Here is a 25,114-nt window from a genome sequence, read left to right as displayed (position 1 = left end):
GCGTCTGGTGTGGAACGGGGCGCCGGATGATGTCAGCCTTGTCGGATGCAAGAACAACTCTTCACCCAGGCTTTGGGGCTGACGCCGCCGTGGGCGGTGGACGGCGTGTCGTTTCGTCCGGATGAGGGGGCGATCCACTTCGAGGTGTCGTGCGATGCCGCGCGCCTGGCCTGTCCGGCCTGTGGGGCGGCGGACCAGCCGGTGCACGACCGGGTGGAGCGCACCTGGCAGCACCTGCACTTCTTCCAGTTCAAGGCGTTCATCCATTGCCGCGTGCCGCGCGTGGCCTGCCGCGCGTGCGGCAAGACCCCGCAGGCACCGGTGCCGTGGGCGGCCAAGGGCTCCGGCTTTTCGATGCTGATGGAAGCCTTTGTCGTCACCATGTGCGCTTCGCTGCCCGTGGCCCATGTGGCGCGGCTCGTCGGCGTCTCGGATGACCGTATCTGGCGCGTCCTGCGCCGGCATGTCGATACCGCGCGGGCGAAGGAGAACTTCGCCGAGGTCCGGCGCGTCGGTGTCGACGAGACCGCCAGCCGCAAAGGCCAGCGCTACGTCACGCTGTTTCATGATCTCGACCGGCGCCGGCTGCTGTTTGCCACACCGGGCCGCGACAAGACCACCTTCACGCGGTTCACACACGACCTCAGGGCGCACGGGGGCAAGGCCGGCCAGGTCACGGACTGGTGCATGGACCTGTCCGGCGCCTATCAGGCCGGGGCGAAGGCGGCCGCACCGGAGGCCGCCATCAGCTTCGACCCCTTCCACGTCGTGGCGCTGGCCCACAAGGCGCTGGATCAGGTGCGGCGGGCCGAGGTCAAGTCCCACCCGGAGCTCAAGCACAGCCGCTGGGGCACGCTCAAGGCCCCGCGCCGGTGGAACGCAGCGCAGATTCACACCATGCATTGGCTGCAGCGCAGCTCGCTGAAGACCGCCCGCGCCTGGCGCCTCAAGGAGGCGCTGCGCCGCATCTACGAGACGGCAGCGGATCGCCCCACCGCCGAACCGCTGCTCCGAAAGTGGGTCTCTTGGGCACGACGGTGTCGGCTGACGCCCTTCAAGAAGCTCGGCGCCACCCTCCGCGACCACCTCACGGGCATCCTGCGGCATTTCGACACCGGCCTGTCCAACGGCCAGGTCGAGGCCTTCAACGCCCAGATCCAGGCCGCCAAGGCCCGCGCCAAGGGCTATCGCACCGACGCCAACCTGATCGCCATCAGCTACCTGCTGTGCGCCAAGCTCAGGCATCTACCCCGCCATCCATGGCTGCATGCTTCCGCTCAGGCATGAGCCCTTTCCACAGGAATCGCGATTGAGCCCCTTTTTTCCAGTTTCGGGATGGATGCGGATGATAGGCTGAGCGACTGGCGGTTGGCGTTTGCGTACCTCGTTGTACTGGCCGATGTTGTGCTTGGCAATTGTCATATCGTGCACACACCAAAGATCGTCCAATAGTCGTTTCATTGATTCCGAGAGGCGCTCGTAAGCAAGATACATATTGCCGAACATGGTATCGCCTCCCAATGGTGGAATCTCCTCGCATCGCAGCAGCGACGCCTTTGGAGGGCACAGAGAATGCGACATGTCTGAATGCCATTGCGCGCCGACACGCAGACGCTTTTCCCCCGGGATGCTCAACACCGGCAGGATTTCGTGATGATCGGGATCGCGCAAGCGTTTGATGTCGTCGTGCTCGTCAAGCTTGCCGAACCGTGCGCTGAAACGAACATGCTGCTCGTTATTCAGCTTTTGCCCGCGAAAAAGTAGGATCACATTTTCCAACCAGCACTTCTCGATCTGAGCGAAAGTTTTTTCATCAATGTCCGCACTCAAGTCTACGCCGATGATTTCGGCCCCAATACCTGATGAAAGCCTGCGTATCTCAAATTCCATAGTGGCTCTTTCCTTGTTGGCCCGTGCGGCCAGCACCTATTTATTGGGATGACTGGGCTGTTTTGCCCGTTTACAAAAACGTTAACGCCGTCACGTTGATAAACTCGGCGCAAAAACCCTACTTGGTGAGAAAAGACTCTACCGAAATCCAAGAGCCATGGTCAAATTGATAATTAAAGCAAATTATTAGAGATAGGCTATGAACAAAAATATCGGCAATTCAAGGCGTTGCGCTGGCGGTGCCGTAGTCATCGTTCGGCAAGGCCGCCGAAGCTATGGCTGTCACACAACCCTCCTTCTCGGCACCCATTAAGGAGTTGGAAAAGGATATCGGAACTTTCCTTTTGACCGAAGCACTCATCGTTGTCGACTGACAGACGCGGGTGAGGTATTGCAACAGCAAATTCAAAGCTCGCTCGAACACAGCGAACAGGCTTACAGCAACGTACAAGATATTGTGCGGGATCAGCGCGGCAGGTTGTGCGTTGCGTCATTAACGTCTCTTTTGCTCGGTATTACAAGCCGCGCCGTAAGCGGCAATCACAGCAACTATCCGTAGCAGCACCTGACCTTGGACTCAATAGCCTGTTCGTGCATCCCGTTACATGTCAACCACTGTGCCCTAGCTATGGCCCGTAACGGAGTCCGTGTATCAGTAGTTCTTTCCCGTGTGCTTCTGAGTCCAACATGAAAGGATCGGTGGCACTTTCTATGTCGGGCAAAACCTCCACCGAACGATTGGGAGTAATACATCGCAAGACACAAATTCTGAGCCAAGCGGCACTCAATTTTATTGATGCGCTGCAACAAGCAGCTTAGCCCTCCCGTATCTGTCGTTCAGCATGTCGGTGCCATTGGAAACCCGTGCTGAATGATCGTGACGTATGGAAGGCCTCGTGAAAGAATCGCGCGACGGCCTGGAGAAGAATCCGATCGACCGACGCGAATTCTATCGCGATAACCCACTGTTCAATAGCATAAGTACCAGGGCAGCCGAGACCTGCGCACCATCGACGGCAACTGGCTATACATTTGTGCCGACATCAAAGGCTTCACGTCCTATGTCGCTTAATAAATCGGGAACAACGCTGAAAACTAAATCGGAAACAACGCTGAAAACGCGGTCTGCGTATTGCATGCTTATCAGCCCGAGCTGGAGCGAGTACTGCCTAAAGTTGGACAAGTACCAAATTCGCTTCGCCTGTGATTGTATGCATGGGATCTTTTGCGAGGAGACCGCCGTGGACACCAACGAGGAAAAGACAATCAGCACGCGCGCAAGGTACCCGCGCAGGGTGCCTATAGAACCGCCGGCGCCAGCATCCTGCCGCCCAAACAGAGATGTCGGAGGAGAAACTAATGCGATTGTTGCGCCGCACAAAGTCCATCTCTTGTCTTAATCGGATAGAGGCGACAAGATGCAGGAGTGCTGCAGTAATTTGCCAGGTTCGGTAGGTAAGCCTCGACATTTCAAGGTATGACCTATTTGAAGGATATGCTGATCCGCTCCCCGACTCAGAAAAACAACTAGCTCAACACGCTGTTGCCGCATCGCTGGTAGCCCGCTTCGTAAGGCTCGCCGGCGTCAGGCCGGGCGCTTACGAGCCAAGAAATTTGTGATTACTACACGCTTCGGGTTCAAACCCCGGAAAATGATTTCAATGCTACTGAAACGGTTGCTCATACACCCTACAAACGTCACATTTCACGCACCTTTTACTTCGCCTAAAATCTAAAAATGTCGAGCTTGTTACGCGAGGTGTTCCAGATCGCCTTTACATACACCTTACTATCAGTCATGAACCTTGAGGCCAGTAATCTTTACAAAATTTGCCCATCTTCCGATTTCAGCTCCTGAGAAGGACGAAAGTTCTTGCAAGTTTTGCGGCGGCGCAGGATCCATGCCCAATTGTTCGATTCGCAATTTGATATCGTTGACCGTCAGAGCCTCATCGGCACTCTGATGTAATTTTTCAAGGATAGAATCCGGTGTACTAGAGGGTGCAAATAGCGCGTACCATGCTTCGACTTCTAGTCCGGGAAAACCCGATTCAGCTAAAGTGGGGACATCAGGCATCCATTTAACCCTCTGCTTACCCGATACTGCCAGGGGCCGAAACTGGCCCGCCTCGATTTTCGAGCGCGCGCTTGCCAGGCCATCGAAAGTCATATCCACATGGCCGCCGAGCAACGCCTGCTCCACGGGCCCGCCACCACCAAACGGGACATCTATGATATCTACCTTGGCGCTTTTTTTAAGCAGGGCCATTGTTAATTGTGGTGTGGCTCCGATCCCAGTACTGCCATGTGATAATTTCCCTGGTTGCGCCTTAGCCGCTGCGATAACGTCCGAGAGACTCTTGTACGGTGCATCCGGCCGAACCACCAAGACATTACTCGCCGAGCCGATCAGCGCGAACATTTTCAAGTCCTTCGGCTGGTACGGTAGATTCTCTCGAATTGCTGGTTCGTATGCGTAGGCGCTAGAAGCTCCCATGAGTATGGTATATCCATCCCCGGCCGCTCTAGCAACGTCGGCCGTCCCGATTATTCCTGCTGCGCCAGTGCGATTTTCGACAACTACAGTCTGTCCCAAGCGCTGCGTAAGCTCGGCTGCCATAATCCTAGCCAATATATCTGTGGTTCCGCCCGGCGGATAGCCAACAACCATACGGATTGGACGAATAGGATAGGTTTCGGCACTGGCAGGCAAGGCACACGCAATGCACACCAAAAGACCAAAAAACAAAAACTTAGGCCCCGGAGGCCTCTTAAACATCGTCATATTGTCTTATATGGACGCCTCCCGTGTGGCAATCGAATTTTTGAAGTTTTTGGCTAGGTGAGAACAGTTGCAGTCTTATATCCGGCCTGTTTGTGCAGTAGCGGATAAACCGACTGCTGGCCCTGATGGGGTATATGCAGGGTCGGAGCTCATCTCCGTGGCGGACTTGGCATACGCCTCCGTGGCGGACTTGGCATACGCCTGTCCCAGACAAATATTCAGCTTTACCGACCCGCGGACCGACCACGTTTGCCATCACTTCATTAATTCGAGTTACGCACTCTTTGCGGCATCCTCTCCTTTAAGTGGGTAGTTATATTTTTAACGAATGCGCTTGCGCGAACCCGCCTTCCTGATACTCACGTCCATGGGCCACCAACGCCCAGGCCGTGCGTGCCATCTTGTTAGCGAGCGCCGCGACCACCACATTGAATGGTCGGCGCGCCAGCAATCTTTCCAACCACGCGCTCTTGCCCCCTGCATGGAAGATCACCGCACGAGCCCCGTGCATGAGCAGCGTTCTCAGATACGGATCGCCGCGCTTGCTCAAATGCCCTATCGCAACCTTGCCACCGGTGCCCCGGTGGCAAGGCACCAGACCCAGACACGCGGCAAACTCCCGAGCGCGGCGATAGCCCTTGGCATCCTCGCCCAGCACCGCCGCCAAGGCCGTCGCTCCGAGCAAACCGACACCGGGGATCTGGCGCACTCGACGGGCGCTATCGAGCTGTTACTCAACGCCTTTCAACTCGTCTTCAATCGCCGTGATGCGCTCCTCAATCTGCCTGAGCATCTGCAACTGCCCGTCAATCAGCCCGTGCATGAGCACCGGTACCTTCTCGTCAATGTCGGCGCGATGGGTCGTAATCCCCCTTACGCCAGCTTGGCGACCGCCCGGCAACAGCACACCAAACTCATACAGCAGCCCACGCAAGCCGTTGACCGTCTGCGTTCTGACTTTGATCCACTGCGCGCGCACCCGATGTAGCGACAGCACGGCTTGTTGCTGCTCGCTCTTTAACGGCACCCAACGTATCTCCGGTTGCTGCGCCACACTCCAGATCGCCTGCGCATCAGCCGCATCGTTCTTATTGCCTCGAACAAACGGTTTGACGTGACGCGCGTGAATCAACTGCACTTGGTGACCCAGCGCTGACAACGTGCGGCCCCAGTAATGACCGCTGCCGCAGGCTTCGAGCACGATGCGACAACTTATCTGACGGGCAAAGAATGGCGCCAGCTGCGAGCGCTTTAACGCCCGCTTGCCGACCTCTCCTGTCTGTCCGTCTACCCAGTGCACTTGCATCACGGTCTTCGAGATATCCAAGCCAAATGTCGTAATATTCATTTCGGGGCCTCGGTCTTTAAGTGGTTGACTACAGACTCCACTTTGGCACTAGATGCCGTTGATGACGAGGCCTCACCCCCATTCCTGCTTGCCCGACCCGCCATCACTAGTTGAGGTGGGAGGCGTCCATACCATCTCCGTTGATATTTATGGCGGGGCAACCTCGTGCTTGACCTCTTTAGCAGTTGGAACCGTCTGATTTTGGTTGGCTGGGTCAGTCCTGACACTACCTGTGCGGTATGGCGCGGGGTGAAGCACTGCCTGGGAGCTGCGTATTGACCCGCGTCTTGAACGTAGCATCTGTCACTTATAGTTCTTCTGTGGAAGAGACTATAGGAGAGCGTCTGATAACCGGTCAAATTGATAATTCATCGCAATTATTAGTTATTGACTAACCACCAGATTGAAAGATTTGCATGCGTGCGAATTTGGATGGAACCATTCGAAGGCCGTGCGCGCTCGCAGGGGGCGCCGACAACTTAATAGTTTTTTTCGCAGCGATGAGTTCGACGTGACGGTGGGGCCTATCCGGGATTTTGTGGGCAGGGCATATCATGAGGTCTCACGACCATGGATATGCCAATGAAGAAGAAACGTACTGCCACAACTCAGGCAGCGGCCCTCGGGCCGCTGCCTGAGCTGCCAGTCGAACTGATGGATCATCTGGTCAACGGTCCGATGACACCCAGCGAGGTTCAGGACCTAATGCTCGCGTTCAACAAGGCGGTGATCGAGCGGGCGATGGCTGCAGAGATGGACTTGCACCTAGGGTACAAGGCAAGCGATCCCAAGCCATCCGAGCACGCCAATGAGCGCAACGGCGCCAGCGGCAAGACGATCCATACCGAGCGCGGCCCAGTGCGTGTGACGCTGCCACGCGACCGCGATGGCAGCTTCGATCCAGTCCTGATCCCCAAGCATGAGCGGCGCTTTACGGGTTTCGACGAACGCATCAATACGAATCACTGCAGAACTTCTCGCAGCCAAGCCGCGCTCTGCGCAATCTGCGAGAGCGGCCACGCCACCGAAACAGTTGTGCCATTGCGCTGAAGTTCGATGTGGATCCGATCGTCAGACGGCACAGTGTGCTGCGCTATACGCTCGGGCATCGCCAGTTCAACAAATGCCGGCGAACACTGAATTTTTACTGGCGGGCGCTCCGTGCCAGCCAGCCCGGTCGACTCCGCACTTTCTTTGATCCAACGCCGCAACACGTTCGGATTCATGCCATGCGAAACCGCAACGGCCGCCGACGATATGCCAATCTGGCGGCATCGTTCTACCAACTCTGCTTTAAAGGACGCGCTGTACGTCCGCCGTGTCCTTCCGCGTTGTGCCTTGACCGACATAGTGTGCACGTGTGCTCTTGGATCCGTCGCGACCAGGGTAGATGGGTTGACCGGCCGCTTACCTACGACCATCTGGATAAGGTCTCGATACCCGCACTGTCGGCCAACACGGGGCTATTTATCACACCGTTGGACGTAGGCGACTATCTGGGGCGTACCGGCGGCGAAGGTCAGACAGTCGGACTGGTGGAATGCGACCGAAGTACAAGGTGTCAGCTTCACCGCCACTCCGGCCCAGCACTTCTCAGAGCGCAATCCGTTGTTCTCCAACCCCCACGCTATGGTCGTCTTGGGTCATCAGGTCCCAGCGGTATGGAATCCTCTTCAGCGGTGACACTGACTATTTCTCCGGCTTGAAGGAAATCGGAGAGCGCTTCGGACCATTCGACCTCACGCTGCTTGAAACAGGTGCATACGACCTGCAGTGGGAAGGCGTCCACATGCTTCCCGAACAGGTCATCCAAGCCCACAAGGAACTGCGAGGCGAGTGGCTCCTCCCGACCCACAATGGAACCTTCGACTTGGGATTTCACCCCTGGGACGAACCATTCGAGCGCCTCACGATGATTGCGCAGAAAGAGAATGTGCGCCTCGTCATTCCCAAGATGGGCGAGCTCGCCCAGATAGGGAAACTCCGGCCACAGGCGGCCTGGTGGCGGGAGCCGCGCTTGGGCGAGATGCACTGAAGTCCATCCAAGCACATCAGCCGACAGATGTCGCCGTTGGCCCGTTCTTCTGTTGTCGAGCATTCTTCGCTAAGGGGCCAGCAGCGAGAGATAGGGGTTACTTGGTGGCGTTTCCGCGAAAAGCAGCTGAGCGTCGTCCAGAAGGTATCCATGGAGACGGCGGGACTTTCTTGGGCCGGTGACTTCACAGGTCCAGATGTTCAGGCCGCTCGGTTGCTTTCGATGCAGTTGCAGCCGCTCGAAGCGTTTTTGCACCCACTGCCAATCTTGCAGGTTCTCCTGCTTGGCGAGCATGCCGACCTCTGGGTGTTCCTGCGCATAGCGTTGAAACACGCCCGGGCTGACGAGATAGGCCGTGTCGTTCACCGTATGCACCAGCGCCTTCGCGTCGTTGATGATGAGCCGGCGAGAGGCCACTCCCTGTTTCAGCCATGACGTGAAATGTTCGCCCGACGGCTGCGCTGCTTCTCGGGACAGCTCGGCCTGGCGCACCGTTGATTGGCAGGTCACGACAGCCGTCGCGGGTACGGATGGTTCGATGCGTTCCGAATGCACCGAGTCCGCGTTAGCCGTTGCTTCCGGCGCGGTGCCGGGCGTGTCGTTCATGCCCACCATGGCCAGCATGTCCTCCATCACGTCAAGCATGGGCCCGGCTATGAGGGGCGAAGCGATGACGACGGTGTTGCCCCCCTCCCATGGCGGCGTTTTCTGGCTTTCTGGGGCTGGCAGCATTCCAGTCGTAGGCTGCGTGGCCGGCGCACCGGGGTCGTTTTCTGCGGGTGTCGCATCGACCATTACCGTGCCAGCAAAGGACGCTGGCCGCTCGCCTGGCTCCCAGATCAGCGCGGGCGCAAGGCGCAACAGGGTGAACGAGTGGGACCAGCCGGTGGAACTGGTCACGGTCGCGCGCCAGACCGCTTTGCCGTCCGAGGTGGGCTGGAGCATGCCGTGGTCTTGCAGCACGTTGAACACAGCGGTGTTGTTCGCGGGAATGCCATCGATCCCCTGAGACAGGAGATGTGCGCGCAGCTTGTCGGAGACCGTCTTGCTCACCAGCCACAGACCATCCTCGGTGAGCCAGCCATCGGAGGCTTCCGGCTGGTTCAGCTTCAACTGTTCCTTGAGCAGGTACCGCAGCCCGTCGAGCAGCTTGCGTTGCAGCGCGTGCTTGGGCGCGGCCATGGCGCGAGTCGGATCGCCGCCCAGTTCCTGGGCCACGGAAGCGCGGTCGGCCTGCACGACCAGTTCGCCCAGCACACCGGCATGCTCGTACTGGCCGGCCAGGACGTAGAGCAGCGGTCCCCACAGGTCTGGATAGCCACTGAGCCAGTCCAGGAGTTGGGTGTCCAGCAGTTGGCGGTAGAGCAAGCCCGTCGCCGCGCTGTGCAGGCGGTATTCGCGATCCTCGCGGTAGCGGAAGCGGTACGGCTGGTGCAGCGGACCGTACCACGGGTGCCACAGCGAGCCATCGGCCAGTTCGACGTGCAGATCGACGGCGATCTTGCCGATGTCGTGCAACAACGCGGCATAGGCGACCGCAGCAGTCCAGGCTTCAGCCTGCGCAGCCTGGTCTTCGGGGCTGGCGCCGATGGGCAGTAGAAGGGACTGCCGCAGTTTCAGGCTGTAGGCGACGATTTCGAGGCCGTGGTCCAGCATGCCGCCCGAATAGGCATGGTGATGCGCCTCGGAGGCCGGGAAGGCCTGGACCAGCTCGGCGTAACGTTCGAGGGGCGCGCGGTACAGAGTGGCGAATTGCCTGCGCGACAGCGAGGTGCGCTGCCAGATGTACTCCAGCAGCTTCTGCCGGCGCGGGGTGGCCAGCAGCGATGCGGCCGACTCGGGCCGCAACAACCCTTTCGGGAGGTCGGTGGCGGGTGGTAGCGTCGGCGCGGCAGCGACCGGGGGCCGTTTTCGCTGGAACAGAGAAAGCATGCGGGTGTCCTGTTGGGGGCCGAACGGGAGGCCTTTTTGCCTTTTGGGGATAGAGCCTTTCCCCTTGCTCCCCCATTCCCTTGCCGTTTCGGCCCTTTGGCCTTTAACTGCTTCGGTATAGCGGGGCATGGGGTGCGGCTCCAGCGTCAATGGGGAACTCGCCGGAATGGATTGGACTGCGAGCCGGTGCCGGTCGCGGTTCTATGCTGCGTGTACGCCGCTTCTACCGGGTAGCTTGTCCAAAGGCGACAAAGTTGACAAACGCGACAAGGGAGACTAGAGTGAATCCTGTCTCAAACCTGCCTGGGAGATCACCATGCCCAATGCCATTGAATTCATTGCCGACCGTCTGCCGCGCGTCACGGTGGAAGATGTGCGCCGCTTCGCCGATACCGTGGAAATCCGGGATGCCACGGCTTTCGCGGCCGAGCTGCAGGCGTTCGTCCACGAGCGTGTGGAGGCGGTGAAGCTGCCCGCCAGCCTGGAAGCGGAGACGGCGCGAGAGGCTCTGGCACGCAAGACGGCCGCGCTGCGCGCCGACACGCGCTGGGCTCCGAATGAAACTGACGTCCAGCGTGGCCGCGCGGTGTTGCTGGAAACCTTCAACCAGCCGCACAATCTGGCGATCCCCGAGTACGCCAAGCTGGCGGACAAGTCGCGCCAGCAGATCTACAAGGACATCCTCGCCCGTCGGCTGCTGGCGCTGAACGTGGGGCCGCGTGGCCAGAAGCTGCCCGACTGGCAGCTCGACCCGGTGAAGCAGCAGTTGACCCAAACCGTGCTTCAGGAGGTCGAGGGTATCGACCCCTGGACGATCTACCGTGCGCTGTCCGAACCGCTCGAAGACTTGGGTGGGCGCTCGCCGGTGGATGCGGTGACGCATGGCACGATCGACGACGTGGCCGAAGCCGTGTTCAACGTGCTCGGCGTCCAGGTGCATTGAAGCGAGATCGCCATGAGCCACGAGCTGCCTTCGTTCCTGATCGATGCCGGTGAACTGCTCCAGCATGTGAGCCGCGTCGTCTATCGGGGCAGCCCGCTGTACTATGGTCGCAGCAGCACGAATCGCTACGATGACCCGGCGCGGGCCTACGGCGTGCTCTACCTGGGGCGCGACCTGCCCACGGCGCTGATGGAGTCGGTGTTTCACAAGCACCAGTGGCTTGAGGACACGCAACGCTCGATCGCACTGAAAGAAGTCCAGGCCCGGATGGTGCGCGCAGTAGGCGTGATGGACGACGTGCTCCTGGCCGACCTCACGGCGCCGGGCGTCATGGCGGGCTACTTCGGTCTGAATCTGGAGCAGTTGGCGAGCCGCGACTACACGCACACGCAGCAGGTGTCCGCCCAGGTGCATGCGATGCTCGGTGACGACGGCCAGCCGCTGTTCGACGGGGTGCTCTATCCGTCGCGCAACAACTATCCCGCCAAGAGCATCGCCCTGTTCGAGCGTGCGGCAGCAAAGGTTGGCGTTGTCGATGACATCGACCTGGTGGACCATGTGGACTGGCCGCGCTTCGTTGCCACGTATCGCGTCGGCGTGGAGCCTGACCCCGGCCCGGTGGAACCGGATGACGAAGCGTCATGAAGCAGCACGAGAACACATTGAAGCCCCAAACAGAATGAAATGGACCAAACTGGAATAGGCATCCCTCAGTAGGAGACGACCATGAACACCACGACCCGCATCAGAACCGCAGAACGCCTCGGCCGCACCTTTGGCCGCGGATGGCGCGCCTACGCGCGCGGCGAACGGTGGGCGTCGAACTGGTTGGTGTCCAAGGGAGTACCGGCTGCCGGTGCTACCGTGCTTGTGTGGGCAGTCAAACTGGCTGTGCTGGGGGTGCTGCTCTACGTTGCTTCCTGGCTCGCCTTATTGGTGGTGTTTCTTGTGTTCGTGGCCCATGGTTACGATACCGATGATTTGGCGACGCCTGAGCCGGAATGGCGGGATGGTCATCTCGGGTTCGGTCTCTATACCGTAGATGAGCATCGGATCGACCCGCACGATCCCAACGATCCCCAGAACACTTAGCCCTGAACGCTTGCAACAGAGGGCATGCTATTTCTTCTTCCCGGGTGTCGTTGCCCACTTCATGGCATTGCCGAACGCAAGGTCGCCGGCCTTACCGCCTGCGGCCCTGGCACCAGCGGTCCCCATCGTGAGGCCCTGCAACAGATTGCCGACAGCGTAGCCGGCCCATCCCAAGGCAGTCACCCAGAACAGGGGCAGTACGATGAACATCGTTGCCATCACGAAGTTCAGCAACATATCGCCGAAGGCATTGTTGAGCCCCATGACGGGATCGAAGTTCGAGTGGGGCCGGTTCCACCCCCATCCCCAGCCGTAGAGTGCGTCCAGGATCGTGCTATCGATCCAGCGAGCCAACTGGAACCAGAAGTCCACGAAGAACAGCGCGAACTGGACCACCGATGCAGTCATCACCGTCTTGAGGCCGTAGGTTCCGACCACGAGCACCAGCGGGATGCAAATGACCAGGGCCATCTTCAGCAACGACAACACCATCGGTAGAGCCTGGCGCACAGCGTCCATGGCGGGGAAGTAGCCCAGTGATCCGATTGCCAGGCCAACATCGCTCGCAGCTCGCGTGACAATGTTCGGGTCGGTCATTTCGATCTGGCCGCCGTAATCGGTATAGACCGACCCCTGATTGAGCTTCTGCTGCCGCGGTGACGCGATCGCGCGGATCACCGAATCGTCCACCTCGGCCCGGCTCAGGAAGCCAGCCCAGCCCGCCAGGCGATTGAGCAGGCTCGGGTCCACCTGGCCCAGAAGCCGCGCCCGCAGGCCATTGCTACCGTCGGCCCACCATTGCCTGCAGGTCGGGTAGCCGCCGCCGCTTGCCACCTGCGCCAGCCCTGCATCGCGGTTGCTGTCGTAGGGCCAGTCATCGCGCGGCGTGCTGGAACGGTACGTGTCGTAATAGCCGTTCGTGTCCGTGAAGAAGCGCGAACCGATCCAGGTCACGTCGTGTATTTGCTGCTCATCGAGCTGAGGGCGCTGCATGAATAATTTCGCCCGTGCAGCCCCATAGCAATCCCGCGAGAAATCCGCAACTTCCTGAGCCAGTACAGGATCATCGATGCGCGTGGCGTCGATCTCCATGCGCATCTGCCGCAGGTCCGTGCCGCACGGGATCGCCGCCACCGAGGCGCTCGTGACGGCGCGCGAGAGCGCGTGCATGAAAGCCCACCAGACCGGCACCTTCGCCGACTGGTTGTTGATGGTGCTGAAGGACTGCGACCAGCCGGTCTCCGTAGGCTGCGGCACGCTGACTTGGCATTGCGCCGAGCGCGAACTGTCGTACTGAATGGTGTTGAGGTCCACGTCGATGAACGGGATGCCGGCGAACATCACCACGACGATGGCGACGAAGACCCGGTTCTCGATGCGCGCAGCCGAGAGCACACCCTTGTTGCCTTCGTCAGCGCCTTCGGAGCGGGCCTTCAGCCATTCCTGCACGATGATTGCCACGAATGGCAACGCGAATACTCCACTGGACACCAGCACGGCCCAGATGCCGTTGTTGACGATCCAGGACACGAGCGTCAGGTAGTACTCTAGGTAGTCGGTCGTGAACAGCGTCATGGCCCATCTCCCCTCAATCCGCCTGCATCAGCAGGCTGGCTTCCAGCGCCACGATGGCGACGACGCCCGCGATCTCGGTGCGCACCAGACGGCGCCGCGCCTGGGCGTCGTCCTCACGGGCCAGCAGCCGGCGGCGCATCCAGACCCACCCGTAGGCCGTTGCCCCGTACAGACACAGCCGCCACACGAAGAAGTAACCTGCGGCGGCCGCGAGCCACCGCTCCCAGCCGGCCACGCTGCCGACCAGGTAGATGCCGGCGATGTTGGCGCCCACGGCAGCGGCGACGATCACGACCGTCCACAGCAGCGCCTTCGCTGCGCGCCGGCTGAAGAGCCAGCGCAAGGGGCGCCAGGCCATGCGCTCCGCGCTCATGGCCGGCCTCCCGGATTGCCCTTCTGCAACTGGTCAAGGCGGTCGGGTACCGGATCGCCCTCGTAGATGCCGCGCGAACCGGCTGCGCGCGTGCCGTGCCGCTGGATGATGGCCATCGGTGAGTTGTTTGCCAGCTCGCGCCGAAGCTCCAGCTCCGTCTTCAGGTTGCGGATCTCCCGGTCGAGCGTGTCGCTCTCGTGGTTCACGGCCTCGACCGCGAGTTCGTTGGCTGCGACGTTGGGCTCCTTCTTGCCCGTAAGTAGCGTACGCTGGAGCAGGAGCGCTTTTTCGAGCACCGACGACAGCGCCACCTCGGACGCGAGGCGCCGCGCCAGAAGGTCCTGGTCCGGTTCGTCGCGCAGCGCTTCGATGACACCGCGCGTGATCGGCAGCGACGTGCTGCCAGCGTCGCGCAGGTTCTCGAAGGTGGTATTGCGCGTGCCGGAAACTAGCTCCTGCAGGACCTCCAGCTTCGCCTCGTACTCTTCCTGGATCAGCGGCGTCAGCCCGACGCCGGGCACCGTCTCGGTCTTGGTGCATGAGTCGCACGTGCGCTGAACCTGCTCCCCGAGAACCCGTGTGGCCCATTCGGTCGCCTGCTGCGGCGACGTCCAGGTCTGGCAGGACAGGCTCGCGCAACTGGCGGACGCGATGGAGGATGTGTCGGTCACGCCGCGACCGTTGACGAGGTTGTATCCCGCGCGGGTGACGTCGCCGACCACCCGGATGGCGGACTGGCCTGCGCCACCGGCATTGCTGCCGCCCACCCAGGGCACGCCGTCGTTGCCCCGGCGCGTCTCGGCCTGTTCGACGGCCGAGACGGCATCGTTGCTTCCCACCGCATCCCGCAGCGCCATGCCTTCCGCCATCTGGCTCCAGCCAAGTTGGCCGCCCGCCGTCTCGGCCATCTTCTCGGCCATCGCGCGGCACGTCAGCTTGGAGCGGTCGAAGTCCAGCCGCGCCTGCAGCACGCCGTTGGTCAACAGGTTGTACAGACCCGGGTCGGCGCGCTGGATGATCAGCGCCGGCAGGGACGCCACCGCGCTGGTGGCGCTCTGGATCACGTTGCTCATGATCTGCTGGAAGCCGTTCGTGATGCCGTTGAGCTGATTGCGCAGCGTGGTCTGGATGCTCATGTCGCCGCAGATCAGGTTGCTGTTCCACCCCACGCCGACCCCGATGGAGCGCATGCCGGCCGCGCGACCCATGGACACCGCGCTGCCGCCGCCGATCGAGTACATGACGTCATCGCCGATGACGGGCCCGCTGTTCTGGTATCCAACCTGTGCCCATGCCAGGCTGCAGACCAGGGCGAGCGCGCCAGCCAGCGGTGTCGGGCGCAACAGGCGGCATGCCCTGGCAGAAAGGCTCATCGGTTCGGGACGCTTCATCGTGGCACCTCAGAGGAAATCGACGCTACCCAGGAACACCTGGCCACGGCGTTCGCAGCAGGCATAGGGCCGCCACAGCGCCCAGGCGTAGTCGCCTTGCTGGGCCTGGGTCAGGAAGCCGCTGCGCGGAAAGACCGTGCAGGACGAGGACAGGACTGGCGTGAGTTCCTGCCACTTGCCGGTCGAGGCATCGCCTTCCATCAGGGCACCGGCAGGCCAGTAGCCGGGCCGCGAGTTCGCCAGCAGCGGCTGATAGACGTGGATCTGCCCGCGGCGCGTGACGACATCGCCGGCGCGTTGCGCGACCACGGCGCCGGCCTTGTGGTCGTCCATCTGGTGCAGGAGACCGCCGCGCGGATAGACATTGCCCCAGAGGTTCAGGGTCGAGCGCGCACCGACCTCGCGCATGCCCGGGATCAATGCCTCCGGGTAGGCCATCTCGGGCACGTTGTAGCGCCAGGCCAGCGTATCCAAGGTGCTGAGCAAGTACGGCATGAACGCCGTGCCCGCGCCCTCGCAGAAGTAGCCCGACGACGAGACGAATTGGTTGAACACCTCGACGCCAGGGTGGCCGATGACGTCCGCGTTCTTGAACTTCGCGAGATTGTTTTCGTGATCTTCATTGGTGGTGCCGTCCCCACCGGCCTGTGCCGAAGGGTTGGGCGTGCTCATGGCGCGCACTTCGACCCAAGGGTTCTCGCCGGTGTTCGAGTAGGACGAAACCACCGCATCGGGGATGTAGTGCCTGACCTTGACGGACGTGCGCACCGTGCAGCCGGTCCAGGTGCAGTAGAGCCAGTAGCAGATACCCACCACCCGGTATTCCAGACAGTCGGGTGAAGCCACTGAACCTACGATGGTTGCCGTGTTCAGGGCATAGCTGCCCGTGGCACTGAGCAGCAGTACAGAAGCGACGGCAGCCCGCATGCGGCGCAGAAGGTCGAATGGGCGGATCACGGTTCGGCCCTCCGGTGCAGCTCGACGCGCGCGATGGCGCGGGCCACGTCAGGCTCGCCATAGACCACGTAGCGCTGATCCACCACGACAGCCGGAATGGTGGTGATGCCCAGGCTCCATGCGTCGGCGACGCCCTGGTATGCAGTGGCGATGCGACGCTGGAGATCGGCAGCCCCCTGGCTCAGCCGGCGGTTCACCGTGGCTGTTGCCTGTTCGGGATCGGCGGGCAGTGCTGCAGAAAGCTCCGCTTCGATCCGGTGCGCTTCATCCAACTCGATCAGCCGCTCGCCACCCATGGCTTTGACCGGGTGGCGGCTGTCGGTAATGACCACCACATCGGCGGCGAAACTGGCCGGGCTGAACCCGGCCAGGGAAGCCGGCAGCGCAACGGCCAGGCCAAGGGTTCGCCAGCCCGATGCGAACCTGGATGAAGATGCTGGCATGTCGAGCGCCTCCGAGAGTTGTCAAGGGCCATAGTCAAACGCCGAACGCCATGCGGTCCCAACAAACAATGCGCATCGCGGACTGCCCGCATACCTGCTTGTGTCGCCGCGAAGAAAAGCGGAGGCCGAAGCCTCCGCGCCGATCAACGAAGCAGTGCAATCCTTACAGCAGGCCGGACTCCGCAAAGGAGAACGGGGCACCCTGGCCGACGATGATGTGGTCCAGCACCCGCACATCGATGAGCGCCAGCGCGGCCTGCAGTTGCTGGGTCAGCATGCGATCCGCGCTCGACGGTTCGGAGATGCCCGATGGGTGCTGGTGGGCGAAGACCACCGCGGCGGCATTCAGCTCCAGCACACGCTGTACGACGACACGTGGATAGACCGAAGTCGAGTTGATCGTGCCCCTGAACAACGGCTCGTAGGCCAGTACCTGGTGCATGCTGTCCAGGAACACAGCGGCGAATATCTCATTGGGCTCAGCGACCAGCTTCAGGCGCAGGTAGTCCCGCACAGCAGCCGGTTGGCTGAGGCATGGCCCAGCTTTGAAGACCCGTCTCTCCAGCAGCACGATGGCTTGCTGGATGATCCAGTCCTCGTGTTGGGCAGCGATGGTGGAAAGCGACTCCAGGCAGGAGTCATTGATGACGAAAGACATGGCGAACCTCCAGACGGTGAGATCGGAGGGCACGCGCCCTGGGAGGGCAAGCCCTCCTGGGGAACGAACAAGGTGCATCCACCACCGCGGCAGCGGTGATCGTTCGCGACCAGGATGCGAGGCGAACGGTTGCGGTCAGCGCAGCGGACTGCGCCGTAGCCTTGAAGACCGGGGCTACCTGGGCATGTCGCCGACGACGTCGGCAGGCATTTTCGATGTGGGTGTGGCGGCGGGATCGCCGGCCGCGAGCATGTCCATGGCCGACAGCAAGGCATCGCCCTCGATCGGACCCTGAAGCAGAATTGCCTTGCCGGTTTCGCGATCGTGCAGCCGCAGCGACGGCGTGGCGGCCACGCCGCTGTTCGTGGCTTCCACAGTTTGGGTACGAATCGCTGCATCGGGCTGCTCGCTCGCGATGCACTGCTCGATGGCTGGCGTCAGGTCGGGGTAGCGCAGGCCCTCGGACAAGCCCTGACCGTCGCTGCGCGTGTGGGCATAGACCCACTCGACGGCCTGCCAGAAGGCGACATGACCGCCGGCTTCGCCCGCGCATTCGGCCAAGCGCGCTTCGGCGGACGCGGCAGGCTCATGCGTGGCCAACGGTAGGTGGTGCCATTGCAAGGCCACGTCCGCATTGCCGGCCACCCAACGCTTGAGCACTGGGAAATAGGAGCGGCAGAACGGGCATTCGAGGTCCGCGTAGAGCGTCAGCGTGAAACGCCCTTCCGGGTTGCCCATCAGCCACGGAGGCCCGGCCACCTGCGTCTCGCTGACAGACGCCGAGGTTTGAGGCGTGGACTCGCCTGGCGAACGGGACACGAGCCAGATCAGCAGCAGCGCAACCAGCACTGCACCTAACGCCCATGGCCAGCGGGCCCGCCCGCGCCGACGGCGGAACGCCTGCACCTGCATCGGGATGGAAGGACGTTTCTGTTCCATGGCGTTCTCCGGCTTACGACAGTTCCAAGGCGGGCGACTCGATGCCGCGTGCCTGGTCGATCTTCTCGGCCACCTTGAAGGCCGCTTCCAGTTCGGTGCAGCCGTATTGCTGCATGAGCTGGTAGCGCTCGGCCTTCTCTTCGGGTTCGGTCTGCGCAAGCGCGAGGTAAAGGCTCGGCGGCACGGCGCGGAACAGCACTTCCATCGACTTCGACAGGATCACGCCTTCGGTGAACTTGCCTGCTTCTTTGCGTGCCGACAGCATCAGCGCCTTCTGCGCCGGCGAGAGTTCGCGGAACCGAGCGATCTTTTCCACTTCGTCCGGTGGCATCGACAGGCACAACCACCACTCAATCATGTTGAGCATGGGCTCCGCGGCACGCGGCAGATCGTCGATATTTTGTGTAGCTAGCCAGTACCAGGCCCCTAGCTTGCGCCACATTTTTGTGATTTTGACCACGTAGGGTGCGAGCAACGGGTTCTTGGTGATGATGTGGCCTTCGTCGGTCACGTTGATGATCGGACGACCCAGGTACTGGTCGCGCTCAGCGATGTTGTTGACGGTGCTGATCAGCGAGATGTAAGCGATGGAGAGCTGCGCGTTGTAGCCCTCGCGGGCATAGGTCGCGAGATCCACCAGCGTGATGTCGGCTTCGGGCCACGGCGTGCCATCGCGGTCGAACATCTCGCCGTCCGTGCCTTGGCAGAACATGTCCATCGCATCCGCCATCTCAAGCAGCCGCACGCGCCGCATCTCGGGCAACGTCGGGTCTTGGCCGCGGGTGCGCAGCGCATTGCGCACATCGCGCGTGAGCACGGTGCGCTTCTCGGCCACGCAGTGTTCAGCCGCATCGAGGATGCACTGGCGGATCAGCGAGCGGTCGGCCCGCGTCATCCGCGCTTCTTCCTTGTCCTCGCCGCCCGTGATCATCAGCCGTGCCGTGATCTCCAGCTCGCCCAGCACGTCGCGCTGCTCGTCCGCCTCCATGGCCGAGGCATCCGGTGGCAGGTCTTCGTCCAGTGCATCGGCATCGAGCGTCTGCACGTCGCTGGGCGTTTCGATCAGCCGTCGTGCGTCGGCGAACGGCGCCAGACTGATGCCCGAGCCCGGGGCCAGCTTGACCCGGTTCACGGTCAGCCCCAGGCGCCTGGCGAAGTCGCTGAAAAGCCCGAACGAATTTCCAGCCTCCACGATGAAAAGCCGCGGCCGGTAGATGGCCGTGACCTGGTTCAGCAGGTTGTTGAGCGTGGCGGACTTGCCCGAGCCGGTGGGGCCGAACAGGAACAGATGGGCATTCATCTGCCGATCCAACCTGTTCAAGGGGTCAAACGTAATCGGGCCACCTCCGCGATTGAACATCGTGATGCCGGGGTGGCCCGTGCCCTGGGCGCGTCCCCATACCGGCGAGAGATTGGCGGCGTGCTGCGCGAACATCAGTTGCGTGTACCAGCGGCGCCGATCCTTGCCGGGGTTGTAGCAGCACGGCAGCCAGCGCAGATAGCTGTTGAGCGGCGCTACCTCGTCGTCCTCGCGCACCGGCTGCAGGCCGGCGTTGAGCATCACGTTCGCGAGATCCAGCCCGCGCCGGTCCAGCTCCGCCTCGTCGCGACCGCGCAGGTAGAACGCCAACGTGCCCCGGTAGAGCTTGTGCGCGCTGCCGATCAGCGCGCGCGCCTCATGCACATCCTTGAGCGTCTGCTCCGACGCCAGCGTCTCGCCCACGGCTTTTTTCGCCAGGTGGTTGAGGTCCGATTCGAGGACATCCTGTGGCGTGGCGACCATCGTCAGGCACATCACCGTGTCTTCGGGCATCTGGTCGAACAGCGTGTTGATCGCATCGCCCTTGCGGGTCTCGCCGGTCAGGTGCCCGGTGCCGGGCGGCATGCGCAGCCGGTCGGTGATCAGCACGCGATGCGGCATGCCATCGAAGTACCAGGCCCCTTGCGCCACGTCCGAGCGTGGCTGACCGAAGAACAGCCGCTGGCTGAAATCCCGCCCGCTCGCCAGCTCGATCTCGCCGGCCTCGGTCTCTTCGGGGTAGTGCGCCAACGAGTAAAAGCGCTCGCGATCCTCAGCGTCAGGCCCGAGCAGCGTGGGATGCGGGTTGAACCACCGCAGGAGCCAGTCGTGGACGTCGGCCGCGACCATACGCCGTGCCTGGATGCCGGCGTTCGCCAGGCCGCCGCACAGGCGGTCGCAGACGATGCCCAGCATCTGCTCGGGCGTCTGCCCGCGGCGATTTGCCTGTCCCTGTCCGCTCGCGCGGCGATACACCACCATGCGCACGCGCCGCGTCTGGCCGCGCCAGCGCAGCCGCGTGACCACCGTGTCCTCGAACAGGCCGCCGGGCTTGGCCACCGCGCGCAGGTGGTGGCCGAAGAAGCGCAGGTAGAACTCGGTGAATGCCGTGCCGCGCGCACGTGGCTGCACATAGTCGCGCAGCGTCTGCATGTACTGGTCGAAGCTCGGTTCGTCCTGGGCGTAGAGTTGGAGCACCCACGGGTTCTCGTCCAGCTCATCGAAGGAGTCCTGGAGCGCGTTCTCCAAGGCATCGCGGGCATGCGCAAGCCAGCCGGGTTCCCGGCCTTCGGTGCCCAGCGGCACCAGTTCGTAGAAGGCGGCCACGGACTGACCGTCCTCCAGCAGCATGGTCTTCGACTCGGGCAGGAACTCCACCCAGGGCAGCAGTTCCACGAAGGACGGGGCGACGTCGTAGAGCACCTGCTCGTCGGCCACGGTCGCCGGCCTGCGGTCCTGGACCGCGGCGCCGGGTTCGGGGATGCCGGCCTGGTGCAAGGCCTCGACGTGGCGCTGCCAGCCGTCCGGCTGCTCGTCATCACCACCGCCGGATGCGGCCAGCGTCGGTGCGGCCGGCTTCGCCCAGGGAAGTTTCCACCGCATCAGTAGTCCTCCACGCGCTCACCCGGCATGGCGTACTGCACGCGCTGGTACAGCGGGAAGACCGTCGTGTAGCCCGGCACCGGAACCGGGTCCGTGCCTGCCAGGTGCGGGTACACGTACATGACGAGATCGGGGTTCGGGAGGCGCTGGAACTGACGATGGACCTCATTGCGCGCCGTGCGCGTGTAGCGCATCTGCTCGCCGGGCGCCGCCTGCACGTCGGTTTCGGTCAGGGGCCGGCGCAGGCTCTGGCGCGCATCGAGCAACTGGCGGCGCGCCACCTGGCCGGCGCCACCACCGCCGTCACCGGCGTTCTGCTGCCAGACGTCCATCATCGTGTTGTCGCCGTGGGGCAGCAGCTTTTCCTTGCTGGTGGCGCAACCGGCGAGCACGGCGATGGTGAGGACCAGCGCCAAGCCACGGGACAAGTCAGTCAAGTTCGAGGGCATGGCTTTCTCCTGCGCGGTGATCGACCTTGCGGCCTTCGGGATCGAAGTCGATGGCGAGCGGCTTTTCGAGGTGAACGGCGACCTTGGCGCCTGGCTGTACATAGACGGCGGCGAACGCCTGGCCGTACAACTTGTTGACCCAGGCCGACATGTCCCGGACACCGCCCGCGAGAATCTGGCCGACCGCTTCCTGGCCGGTGATGCCCACGGTGCCGATGGAGCCGTCCGAGCCGACATAGGACATGCGACCGCTGTCGCTCTCAATGAGCGAGGCCACGCCGGCGCCGGCCGCGGTGATCAGGGCCTGCGAGCCGAGGTATTGCTGGGCGTTGCTGCGCCGCTCGCCGCTGACGCAGGGGATGCCATGCGGATCGCTGATCCAGCCCAGCCCGTCGCGCTGCTGGTTGTTCTGCTGGTTGCCCTCGCGGTCTTCGGGGATCGTGCGAATCGTGCCGTCGTTGAAGACGAACGTGATGCTGCGCACCTGGCCGCGCACGCAAGAAAGCGTCCAGTCGCCCGATGCGGTGCCGCTGAACACGGCGCCGGCCACGTCGGGAATGTCGATGCCATTGGCGGTCAGGTTGTCCGGCCCGACCAGGACTTTGAACGGATAGGGATCGTTCACCGTGCCGTCGATCGGCACACGCCCGATCAGCGCGGTCATCGCGACCGAGCCCATGAGCGTGGAGTTGGTCGGCACCGTATAGACGGGCTTCGCGCTCTTGACGCCTTCGGCGCGTGCGCCCGCGTTCGCCACGCTTTCCGCCGTGGTTTCCAGCGTGCTTTGCGCCGGGCCGAAGCTCGTGGGAAAGCTCATGCCGCCGCTCGTGCCGCGACCGCCGTTGCGCCCCTCGGCGGGCTTCGCGTCGTCTGGCTCCACCCACCGCACGCCGCCCTCCATCCCGGCCTCGTCGCCGCCCTGCAGCCCCAGGCCCACCGGCAGGTCCGCATGGCCGCCGCCGCGCCCGCCGATGCTGTCCAGGCGCCGCTGCAGGTCGGCGAGCAGCCCTTCGGTCTGCTGGCGCGCGCTGGCCGCCTGTTCCTGGTCGCGGCGCAGGTTGGACCGCTCGGATTCGAGGGCCGAATTGATGCGCTGGTCGATCGAGTTCTCGCGCTGACGCAGTCGCTGGTTTTCCTCACGCTGGGACTTGTTGTCCGAGAGCGCCGTCTGAAGCTCGGTGCGAAACTGCTTCACCTGCGCCACCAGCGTCGCCACGGTGTCGCGCGGGGTATCGCCCTCGATGCCCAGCGCTTTCATTTCTTCGGGCGTGAGCTGGGCGCCGGCATCGCCAGCGGGCGGCGCCGACGTGCTGCCGCCCGAGAACAGCCGGATGCCGACGAACAGCACCAGCAGCGCGACCGGGATCATCAGCCACTTGAGCAGGCCGTTACTGCGCATGGTCGGCCTCCTTGCTTTCGGTGGCTTCGGCTTCTGGCTGCGGCAGATGCACGGCTGGATCGAAGCGATGAATGGCCGGCAGCAGCGACTGCGCCAGGCCGCGCCCGCGCGTCACCAGGTACAGGACGGTCGTGTCCTCTGGCGTTCCGCGCGGACCCAGCGCCTCGTGCTGGAAGGTCGCGGCGAGGAAATCGCCTTGCAGCACACGCGGATCAAGCGTGACCCAGCCTGCGCTGGTGTTGGTGAGGCGCACGGCCGTCACCCACTGGTCTTCCAGGCGCCACGAGGCGAGCGCGGTAGCACTCACCGGCAGCGTCGGCATCAGCGTGCGGAGGTCCAGGCCACTGCGCAGGTTGACCCGCATGACGCCCGGCAGGGATTCCACGGTGCGCAGCGGTGCGTAGAGGTTCTGCGCGGCGAAGCGCGTCAGCACCACGGGGATGGGGATTTCGCGCCGGCTTCCCCTCACGTTCGCCTGGCCGTTGGTGGGTGTCACGGCTTCGTCGCCATCGGCCCGTTGCTCGCCGTAGCGCGCGGGAGTGGCATCACCCTCGACAATGCGCACGGGCTCCAGCGCAGGCTCGCCGTCCTTGGCCGGCTCGGCGGCGATGTCCAGTAGGATCAGTGCGCCCGTGTCGGCGTCCTGCAATTGCAGTCGCGTGGGCTCGATCGGCTCGCTGGCGCGCAGATACACCGCGCCGCCCGCGCTCTGCACGCGCAGACGCTCACCCACGCCTGCGGGCACGCCGACGCGCACATTGCGGTCGATGAACACGATGCGCTCCTGGCCGACCCTCAAAGGCACCGCCAGTGGCATGCGTTCCCAGCGCAGGATCTCCACGGCATGGGCGACGGGTGCCGCGGCCACGGCCAGCAGCCCCAGCAGCGCGAGTACAGGATGCTTCATGGGGTGTTTCCTCCTTGAGGCGCTTGCGGAGACAGGCCGCCTGATGCCGGGCGCGTCGGTTCCGGGGCACTGATGCGCTGGGGCGTGCCCTCGTAGCAGTCGAGCGCCAGGCCGAACGGATTGCGCGCGGGGTCGATGTCCACCTTGGTGACTTTCACGGGGTAGCGCACCAGGGCGCGCTTGACTTGTTCTGCTCCGTAGTACTCGTCGGCGGTGATGTCCAGCGTCACCACCCAGTCGCGATCGGACACGGTGCGCACGCGCGCCGTAGGGTCATCGCCGTAGCCGCGACCGGGGATTTCGTAGATGCCGCGAACGCGCTGCCGCAGCTCGCCCGTGCTGCGGCGGTAGTCGTAGTCCGCACGCAGGAAGGCCTGGCAGGACGGCGTGAGGTACGGCGAGAGCGTGTGGAGATTGCGCGCGTAGTCCTCTTCGCCATTCGTCGGCCAGCGATTGAGGGTTTGAAACACGTAGAACGTGAACGCATAGACCGATTCGGGTGGCACCTCCCACCACTTGCGGGTACTGCCGGAGCGCAGGTCGGGCGGGACGTGGATGGTCAGGTCGCGCGGCGCACTCCACCAGCCGCCGCCCATGACCAGGGCGACGATGACCAGGGCACCGGCACCCAGGCGAAGCGTCTTGATGTGCGCCTGCAGGTGGGCGATCTCGTTCTTGAAGCGGCTCATCGTGCTCCCCTTGATGCAGACCGTCGGGTGGTCCAGAAGCCTGAGCGCGAGATCAGAACGTGGCCGCCCACCCAGCCCGCCATCAACGGATAGCGCGTAGCGATGCGCCATTGCAGTTGCCGATACAGCCAGGTGTCGGGGCGCCCGCGCTTGAGGCGGCGCAGGATGCCGCCGCCGATGAAGACGCCCAGGGCTACGCCCAGGACGACGAACGTCGGCGCGATGGCGATCGTGCGGAACACCCAGGACAGCGGTGCGCCGACCAGCAGGCCGGCCGCACCGGACAAGCCGCAGCAGATCCACAGCTCGTCGGCGGTGAGGCCGCGCACGACAACGGGGTGGCGGTTGAGCCGATGCGGAAGGAACGTCACGGTCCCGTCCGCACGGACGTGCTGCTGCTCGGACAT

At 63.0% G+C, this 25,114-nt stretch carries 24 protein-coding genes and 2 pseudogenes; 8 read left to right on the top strand and 18 right to left on the bottom strand.

Annotated elements, in window-relative coordinates; genetic code table 11:
• The first annotated feature begins 45 nt into the window (after nucleotides 1-45).
• Complete coding sequence (locus BPET_RS05570; RefSeq protein ID WP_012248104.1) at nucleotides 46-1,287, top strand: ISL3 family transposase; 1,242 nt, start codon at nucleotides 46-48, stop codon at nucleotides 1,285-1,287.
• Here BPET_RS05570 and BPET_RS05565 read toward each other — a convergent pair.
• Nucleotides 1,246-1,890: a TauD/TfdA dioxygenase family protein gene (locus tag BPET_RS05565; protein ID WP_012248103.1), complete on the bottom strand. Its 645-nt coding sequence runs from the start codon at nucleotides 1,888-1,890 to the stop codon at nucleotides 1,246-1,248. The two genes, BPET_RS05570 and BPET_RS05565, sit on opposite strands and share 42 nt — an antisense overlap.
• 275 nt (nucleotides 1,891-2,165) lie before the next feature.
• Between BPET_RS05565 and BPET_RS27535 the strand changes: the two genes are divergently transcribed.
• Both BPET_RS27535 and BPET_RS27440 read left to right on the top strand, forming a co-directional pair.
• Nucleotides 2,166-2,264, top strand: a complete 99-nt coding sequence (locus tag BPET_RS27535; protein WP_151208938.1) for a hypothetical protein — start codon at nucleotides 2,166-2,168, stop codon at nucleotides 2,262-2,264.
• Nucleotides 2,265-2,577: 313 nt separating this feature from the next.
• Nucleotides 2,578-2,709, top strand: a complete 132-nt coding sequence (locus BPET_RS27440) for a hypothetical protein (protein WP_269446941.1) — start codon at nucleotides 2,578-2,580, stop codon at nucleotides 2,707-2,709.
• A gap of 973 nt (nucleotides 2,710-3,682) precedes the next feature.
• On the opposite strand, the gene BPET_RS25765 is transcribed toward BPET_RS27440, so the two are convergent.
• Together BPET_RS25765 and BPET_RS05560 are read right to left on the bottom strand one after the other, a co-directional pair.
• Nucleotides 3,683-4,510 carry a Bug family tripartite tricarboxylate transporter substrate binding protein gene (locus BPET_RS25765; protein WP_231852693.1) on the bottom strand — a complete coding sequence of 276 codons (828 nt, stop codon included), beginning with the start codon at nucleotides 4,508-4,510 and terminating at the stop codon, nucleotides 3,683-3,685.
• Between the two features lie 478 nt (nucleotides 4,511-4,988).
• Nucleotides 4,989-6,023, bottom strand: a pseudogene (locus BPET_RS05560) (IS110 family RNA-guided transposase).
• A gap of 582 nt (nucleotides 6,024-6,605) precedes the next feature.
• Between BPET_RS05560 and BPET_RS05555 the strand changes: the two are divergent.
• Nucleotides 6,606-6,995 (top strand): annotated as a pseudogene (locus BPET_RS05555) (transposase); the annotation flags it as partial.
• On the opposite strand, the gene BPET_RS27530 reads toward BPET_RS05555, so the two are convergent.
• Nucleotides 6,986-7,372 (bottom strand): transposase, encoded by a 387-nt coding sequence (locus BPET_RS27530; RefSeq protein ID WP_012248099.1) that lies wholly within the window; start codon nucleotides 7,370-7,372, stop codon nucleotides 6,986-6,988. The pseudogene BPET_RS05555 and the gene BPET_RS27530 sit on opposite strands and share 10 nt — an antisense overlap.
• A 191-nt stretch (nucleotides 7,373-7,563) precedes the next feature.
• On the opposite strand from BPET_RS27530, the gene BPET_RS27280 reads away from it, so the two are divergent.
• Nucleotides 7,564-8,058 carry an MBL fold metallo-hydrolase gene (locus BPET_RS27280; protein WP_012248098.1) on the top strand — a complete coding sequence of 165 codons (495 nt, stop codon included), beginning with the start codon at nucleotides 7,564-7,566 and terminating at the stop codon, nucleotides 8,056-8,058.
• Nucleotides 8,059-8,127: 69 nt separating this feature from the next.
• Here BPET_RS27280 and mobH read toward each other — a convergent pair whose 3' ends face one another.
• Nucleotides 8,128-9,990: a MobH family relaxase gene (mobH, locus tag BPET_RS05545; protein WP_012248097.1), complete on the bottom strand. Its 1,863-nt coding sequence runs from the start codon at nucleotides 9,988-9,990 to the stop codon at nucleotides 8,128-8,130.
• A gap of 316 nt (nucleotides 9,991-10,306) precedes the next feature.
• On the opposite strand from mobH, the gene BPET_RS05540 reads away from it, so the two are divergent.
• From BPET_RS05540 to BPET_RS05530, 3 genes are all read left to right on the top strand, one after another.
• Complete coding sequence (locus BPET_RS05540) at nucleotides 10,307-10,933, top strand: integrase (protein ID WP_012248096.1); 627 nt, start codon at nucleotides 10,307-10,309, stop codon at nucleotides 10,931-10,933.
• Nucleotides 10,934-10,945: 12 nt separating this feature from the next.
• Nucleotides 10,946-11,578 (top strand): RES family NAD+ phosphorylase, encoded by a 633-nt coding sequence (locus BPET_RS05535; RefSeq protein ID WP_012248095.1) that lies wholly within the window; start codon nucleotides 10,946-10,948, stop codon nucleotides 11,576-11,578.
• A gap of 81 nt (nucleotides 11,579-11,659) precedes the next feature.
• A complete protein-coding gene (locus tag BPET_RS05530) occupies nucleotides 11,660-12,025 on the top strand; it encodes a DUF3742 family protein (RefSeq protein WP_012248094.1) in 366 nt (121 codons plus the stop codon).
• Between the two features lie 27 nt (nucleotides 12,026-12,052).
• Here the strand turns inward: BPET_RS05530 and BPET_RS05525 are convergent, their stop codons facing one another.
• From BPET_RS05525 to BPET_RS05465, 13 genes are all read right to left on the bottom strand, one after another.
• Entirely contained in the window at nucleotides 12,053-13,600 is a 1,548-nt protein-coding gene (locus BPET_RS05525; protein WP_012248093.1) for a conjugal transfer protein TraG N-terminal domain-containing protein, read from the bottom strand.
• Nucleotides 13,601-13,613: 13 nt separating this feature from the next.
• A complete protein-coding gene (locus tag BPET_RS05520) occupies nucleotides 13,614-13,973 on the bottom strand; it encodes a hypothetical protein (RefSeq protein ID WP_012248092.1) in 360 nt (119 codons plus the stop codon).
• Nucleotides 13,970-15,364 (bottom strand): integrating conjugative element protein, encoded by a 1,395-nt coding sequence (locus tag BPET_RS05515; RefSeq protein WP_012248091.1) that lies wholly within the window; start codon nucleotides 15,362-15,364, stop codon nucleotides 13,970-13,972. Before BPET_RS05515 ends, BPET_RS05520 begins: the two co-directional genes overlap by 4 nt.
• A gap of 9 nt (nucleotides 15,365-15,373) precedes the next feature.
• Entirely contained in the window at nucleotides 15,374-16,321 is a 948-nt protein-coding gene (locus BPET_RS05510) for a TIGR03756 family integrating conjugative element protein (protein ID WP_041862733.1), read from the bottom strand.
• Nucleotides 16,318-16,764, bottom strand: a complete 447-nt coding sequence (locus tag BPET_RS05505) for a TIGR03757 family integrating conjugative element protein (protein ID WP_012248089.1) — start codon at nucleotides 16,762-16,764, stop codon at nucleotides 16,318-16,320. Before BPET_RS05505 ends, BPET_RS05510 begins: the two co-directional genes overlap by 4 nt.
• 163 nt (nucleotides 16,765-16,927) lie before the next feature.
• Nucleotides 16,928-17,422 (bottom strand): RadC family protein, encoded by a 495-nt coding sequence (radC, locus tag BPET_RS05500; protein WP_012248088.1) that lies wholly within the window; start codon nucleotides 17,420-17,422, stop codon nucleotides 16,928-16,930.
• A gap of 174 nt (nucleotides 17,423-17,596) precedes the next feature.
• Nucleotides 17,597-18,361 carry a DsbA family protein gene (locus BPET_RS05495; protein WP_012248087.1) on the bottom strand — a complete coding sequence of 255 codons (765 nt, stop codon included), beginning with the start codon at nucleotides 18,359-18,361 and terminating at the stop codon, nucleotides 17,597-17,599.
• 13 nt (nucleotides 18,362-18,374) lie between these two features.
• A complete protein-coding gene (locus BPET_RS05490; RefSeq protein ID WP_012248086.1) occupies nucleotides 18,375-21,263 on the bottom strand; it encodes a conjugative transfer ATPase in 2,889 nt (962 codons plus the stop codon).
• Nucleotides 21,263-21,712, bottom strand: coding sequence for a TIGR03751 family conjugal transfer lipoprotein (locus BPET_RS05485; protein ID WP_012248085.1), 450 nt, complete (start codon nucleotides 21,710-21,712; stop codon nucleotides 21,263-21,265). Before BPET_RS05485 ends, BPET_RS05490 begins: the two co-directional genes overlap by 1 nt.
• On the bottom strand, nucleotides 21,693-23,111 hold the full coding sequence (locus BPET_RS05480; RefSeq protein ID WP_012248084.1) for a TIGR03752 family integrating conjugative element protein: 1,419 nt from the start codon (nucleotides 23,109-23,111) through the stop codon (nucleotides 21,693-21,695). Before BPET_RS05480 ends, BPET_RS05485 begins: the two co-directional genes overlap by 20 nt.
• Nucleotides 23,101-24,018 carry a TIGR03749 family integrating conjugative element protein gene (locus BPET_RS05475; RefSeq protein WP_012248083.1) on the bottom strand — a complete coding sequence of 306 codons (918 nt, stop codon included), beginning with the start codon at nucleotides 24,016-24,018 and terminating at the stop codon, nucleotides 23,101-23,103. Before BPET_RS05475 ends, BPET_RS05480 begins: the two co-directional genes overlap by 11 nt.
• Complete coding sequence (locus tag BPET_RS05470) at nucleotides 24,015-24,707, bottom strand: PFL_4703 family integrating conjugative element protein (RefSeq protein WP_012248082.1); 693 nt, start codon at nucleotides 24,705-24,707, stop codon at nucleotides 24,015-24,017. Before BPET_RS05470 ends, BPET_RS05475 begins: the two co-directional genes overlap by 4 nt.
• Nucleotides 24,704-25,114, bottom strand: a complete 411-nt coding sequence (locus tag BPET_RS05465; RefSeq protein WP_012248081.1) for a TIGR03750 family conjugal transfer protein — start codon at nucleotides 25,112-25,114, stop codon at nucleotides 24,704-24,706. Before BPET_RS05465 ends, BPET_RS05470 begins: the two co-directional genes overlap by 4 nt.

The sequence above is a fragment of the Bordetella petrii genome (assembly GCF_000067205.1).
GTDB classification, from domain to species: domain Bacteria; phylum Pseudomonadota; class Gammaproteobacteria; order Burkholderiales; family Burkholderiaceae_B; genus Bordetella_A; species Bordetella_A petrii.
This window is presented reverse-complemented; position numbering and strand designations above follow the sequence as displayed.

What these genes read in the sequence shown, in the direction of transcription:
- BPET_RS05470 (WP_012248082.1), bottom strand. Translation starts at nt 24,707, where the DNA reads ATGAGCCGCTTCAAGAACGAGATCGCCCACCTGCAGGCGCACATCAAG.
- BPET_RS05565 (WP_012248103.1), bottom strand. Translation starts at nt 1,890, where the DNA reads ATGGAATTTGAGATACGCAGGCTTTCATCAGGTATTGGGGCCGAAATC.
- BPET_RS05535 (WP_012248095.1), top strand. Translation starts at nt 10,946, where the DNA reads ATGAGCCACGAGCTGCCTTCGTTCCTGATCGATGCCGGTGAACTGCTC.
- mobH (WP_012248097.1), bottom strand. Translation starts at nt 9,990, where the DNA reads ATGCTTTCTCTGTTCCAGCGAAAACGGCCCCCGGTCGCTGCCGCGCCG.
- BPET_RS05475 (WP_012248083.1), bottom strand. Translation starts at nt 24,018, where the DNA reads ATGAAGCATCCTGTACTCGCGCTGCTGGGGCTGCTGGCCGTGGCCGCG.
- BPET_RS05480 (WP_012248084.1), bottom strand. Translation starts at nt 23,111, where the DNA reads ATGCGCAGTAACGGCCTGCTCAAGTGGCTGATGATCCCGGTCGCGCTG.
- BPET_RS05505 (WP_012248089.1), bottom strand. Translation starts at nt 16,764, where the DNA reads ATGCCAGCATCTTCATCCAGGTTCGCATCGGGCTGGCGAACCCTTGGC.
- BPET_RS27440 (WP_269446941.1), top strand. Translation starts at nt 2,578, where the DNA reads ATGAAAGGATCGGTGGCACTTTCTATGTCGGGCAAAACCTCCACCGAA.
- BPET_RS05530 (WP_012248094.1), top strand. Translation starts at nt 11,660, where the DNA reads ATGAACACCACGACCCGCATCAGAACCGCAGAACGCCTCGGCCGCACC.
- BPET_RS05515 (WP_012248091.1), bottom strand. Translation starts at nt 15,364, where the DNA reads ATGAAGCGTCCCGAACCGATGAGCCTTTCTGCCAGGGCATGCCGCCTG.
- BPET_RS05490 (WP_012248086.1), bottom strand. Translation starts at nt 21,263, where the DNA reads ATGCGGTGGAAACTTCCCTGGGCGAAGCCGGCCGCACCGACGCTGGCC.
- BPET_RS05495 (WP_012248087.1), bottom strand. Translation starts at nt 18,361, where the DNA reads ATGGAACAGAAACGTCCTTCCATCCCGATGCAGGTGCAGGCGTTCCGC.
- BPET_RS27280 (WP_012248098.1), top strand. Translation starts at nt 7,564, where the DNA reads ATGCGACCGAAGTACAAGGTGTCAGCTTCACCGCCACTCCGGCCCAGC.
- radC (WP_012248088.1), bottom strand. Translation starts at nt 17,422, where the DNA reads ATGTCTTTCGTCATCAATGACTCCTGCCTGGAGTCGCTTTCCACCATC.
- BPET_RS27535 (WP_151208938.1), top strand. Translation starts at nt 2,166, where the DNA reads ATGGCTGTCACACAACCCTCCTTCTCGGCACCCATTAAGGAGTTGGAA.
- BPET_RS05465 (WP_012248081.1), bottom strand. Translation starts at nt 25,114, where the DNA reads ATGTCCGAGCAGCAGCACGTCCGTGCGGACGGGACCGTGACGTTCCTT.
- BPET_RS25765 (WP_231852693.1), bottom strand. Translation starts at nt 4,510, where the DNA reads ATGGCAGCCGAGCTTACGCAGCGCTTGGGACAGACTGTAGTTGTCGAA.
- BPET_RS05540 (WP_012248096.1), top strand. Translation starts at nt 10,307, where the DNA reads ATGCCCAATGCCATTGAATTCATTGCCGACCGTCTGCCGCGCGTCACG.
- BPET_RS27530 (WP_012248099.1), bottom strand. Translation starts at nt 7,372, where the DNA reads ATGTCGGTCAAGGCACAACGCGGAAGGACACGGCGGACGTACAGCGCG.
- BPET_RS05485 (WP_012248085.1), bottom strand. Translation starts at nt 21,712, where the DNA reads ATGCCCTCGAACTTGACTGACTTGTCCCGTGGCTTGGCGCTGGTCCTC.
- BPET_RS05570 (WP_012248104.1), top strand. Translation starts at nt 46, where the DNA reads ATGCAAGAACAACTCTTCACCCAGGCTTTGGGGCTGACGCCGCCGTGG.
- BPET_RS05520 (WP_012248092.1), bottom strand. Translation starts at nt 13,973, where the DNA reads ATGAGCGCGGAGCGCATGGCCTGGCGCCCCTTGCGCTGGCTCTTCAGC.
- BPET_RS05525 (WP_012248093.1), bottom strand. Translation starts at nt 13,600, where the DNA reads ATGACGCTGTTCACGACCGACTACCTAGAGTACTACCTGACGCTCGTG.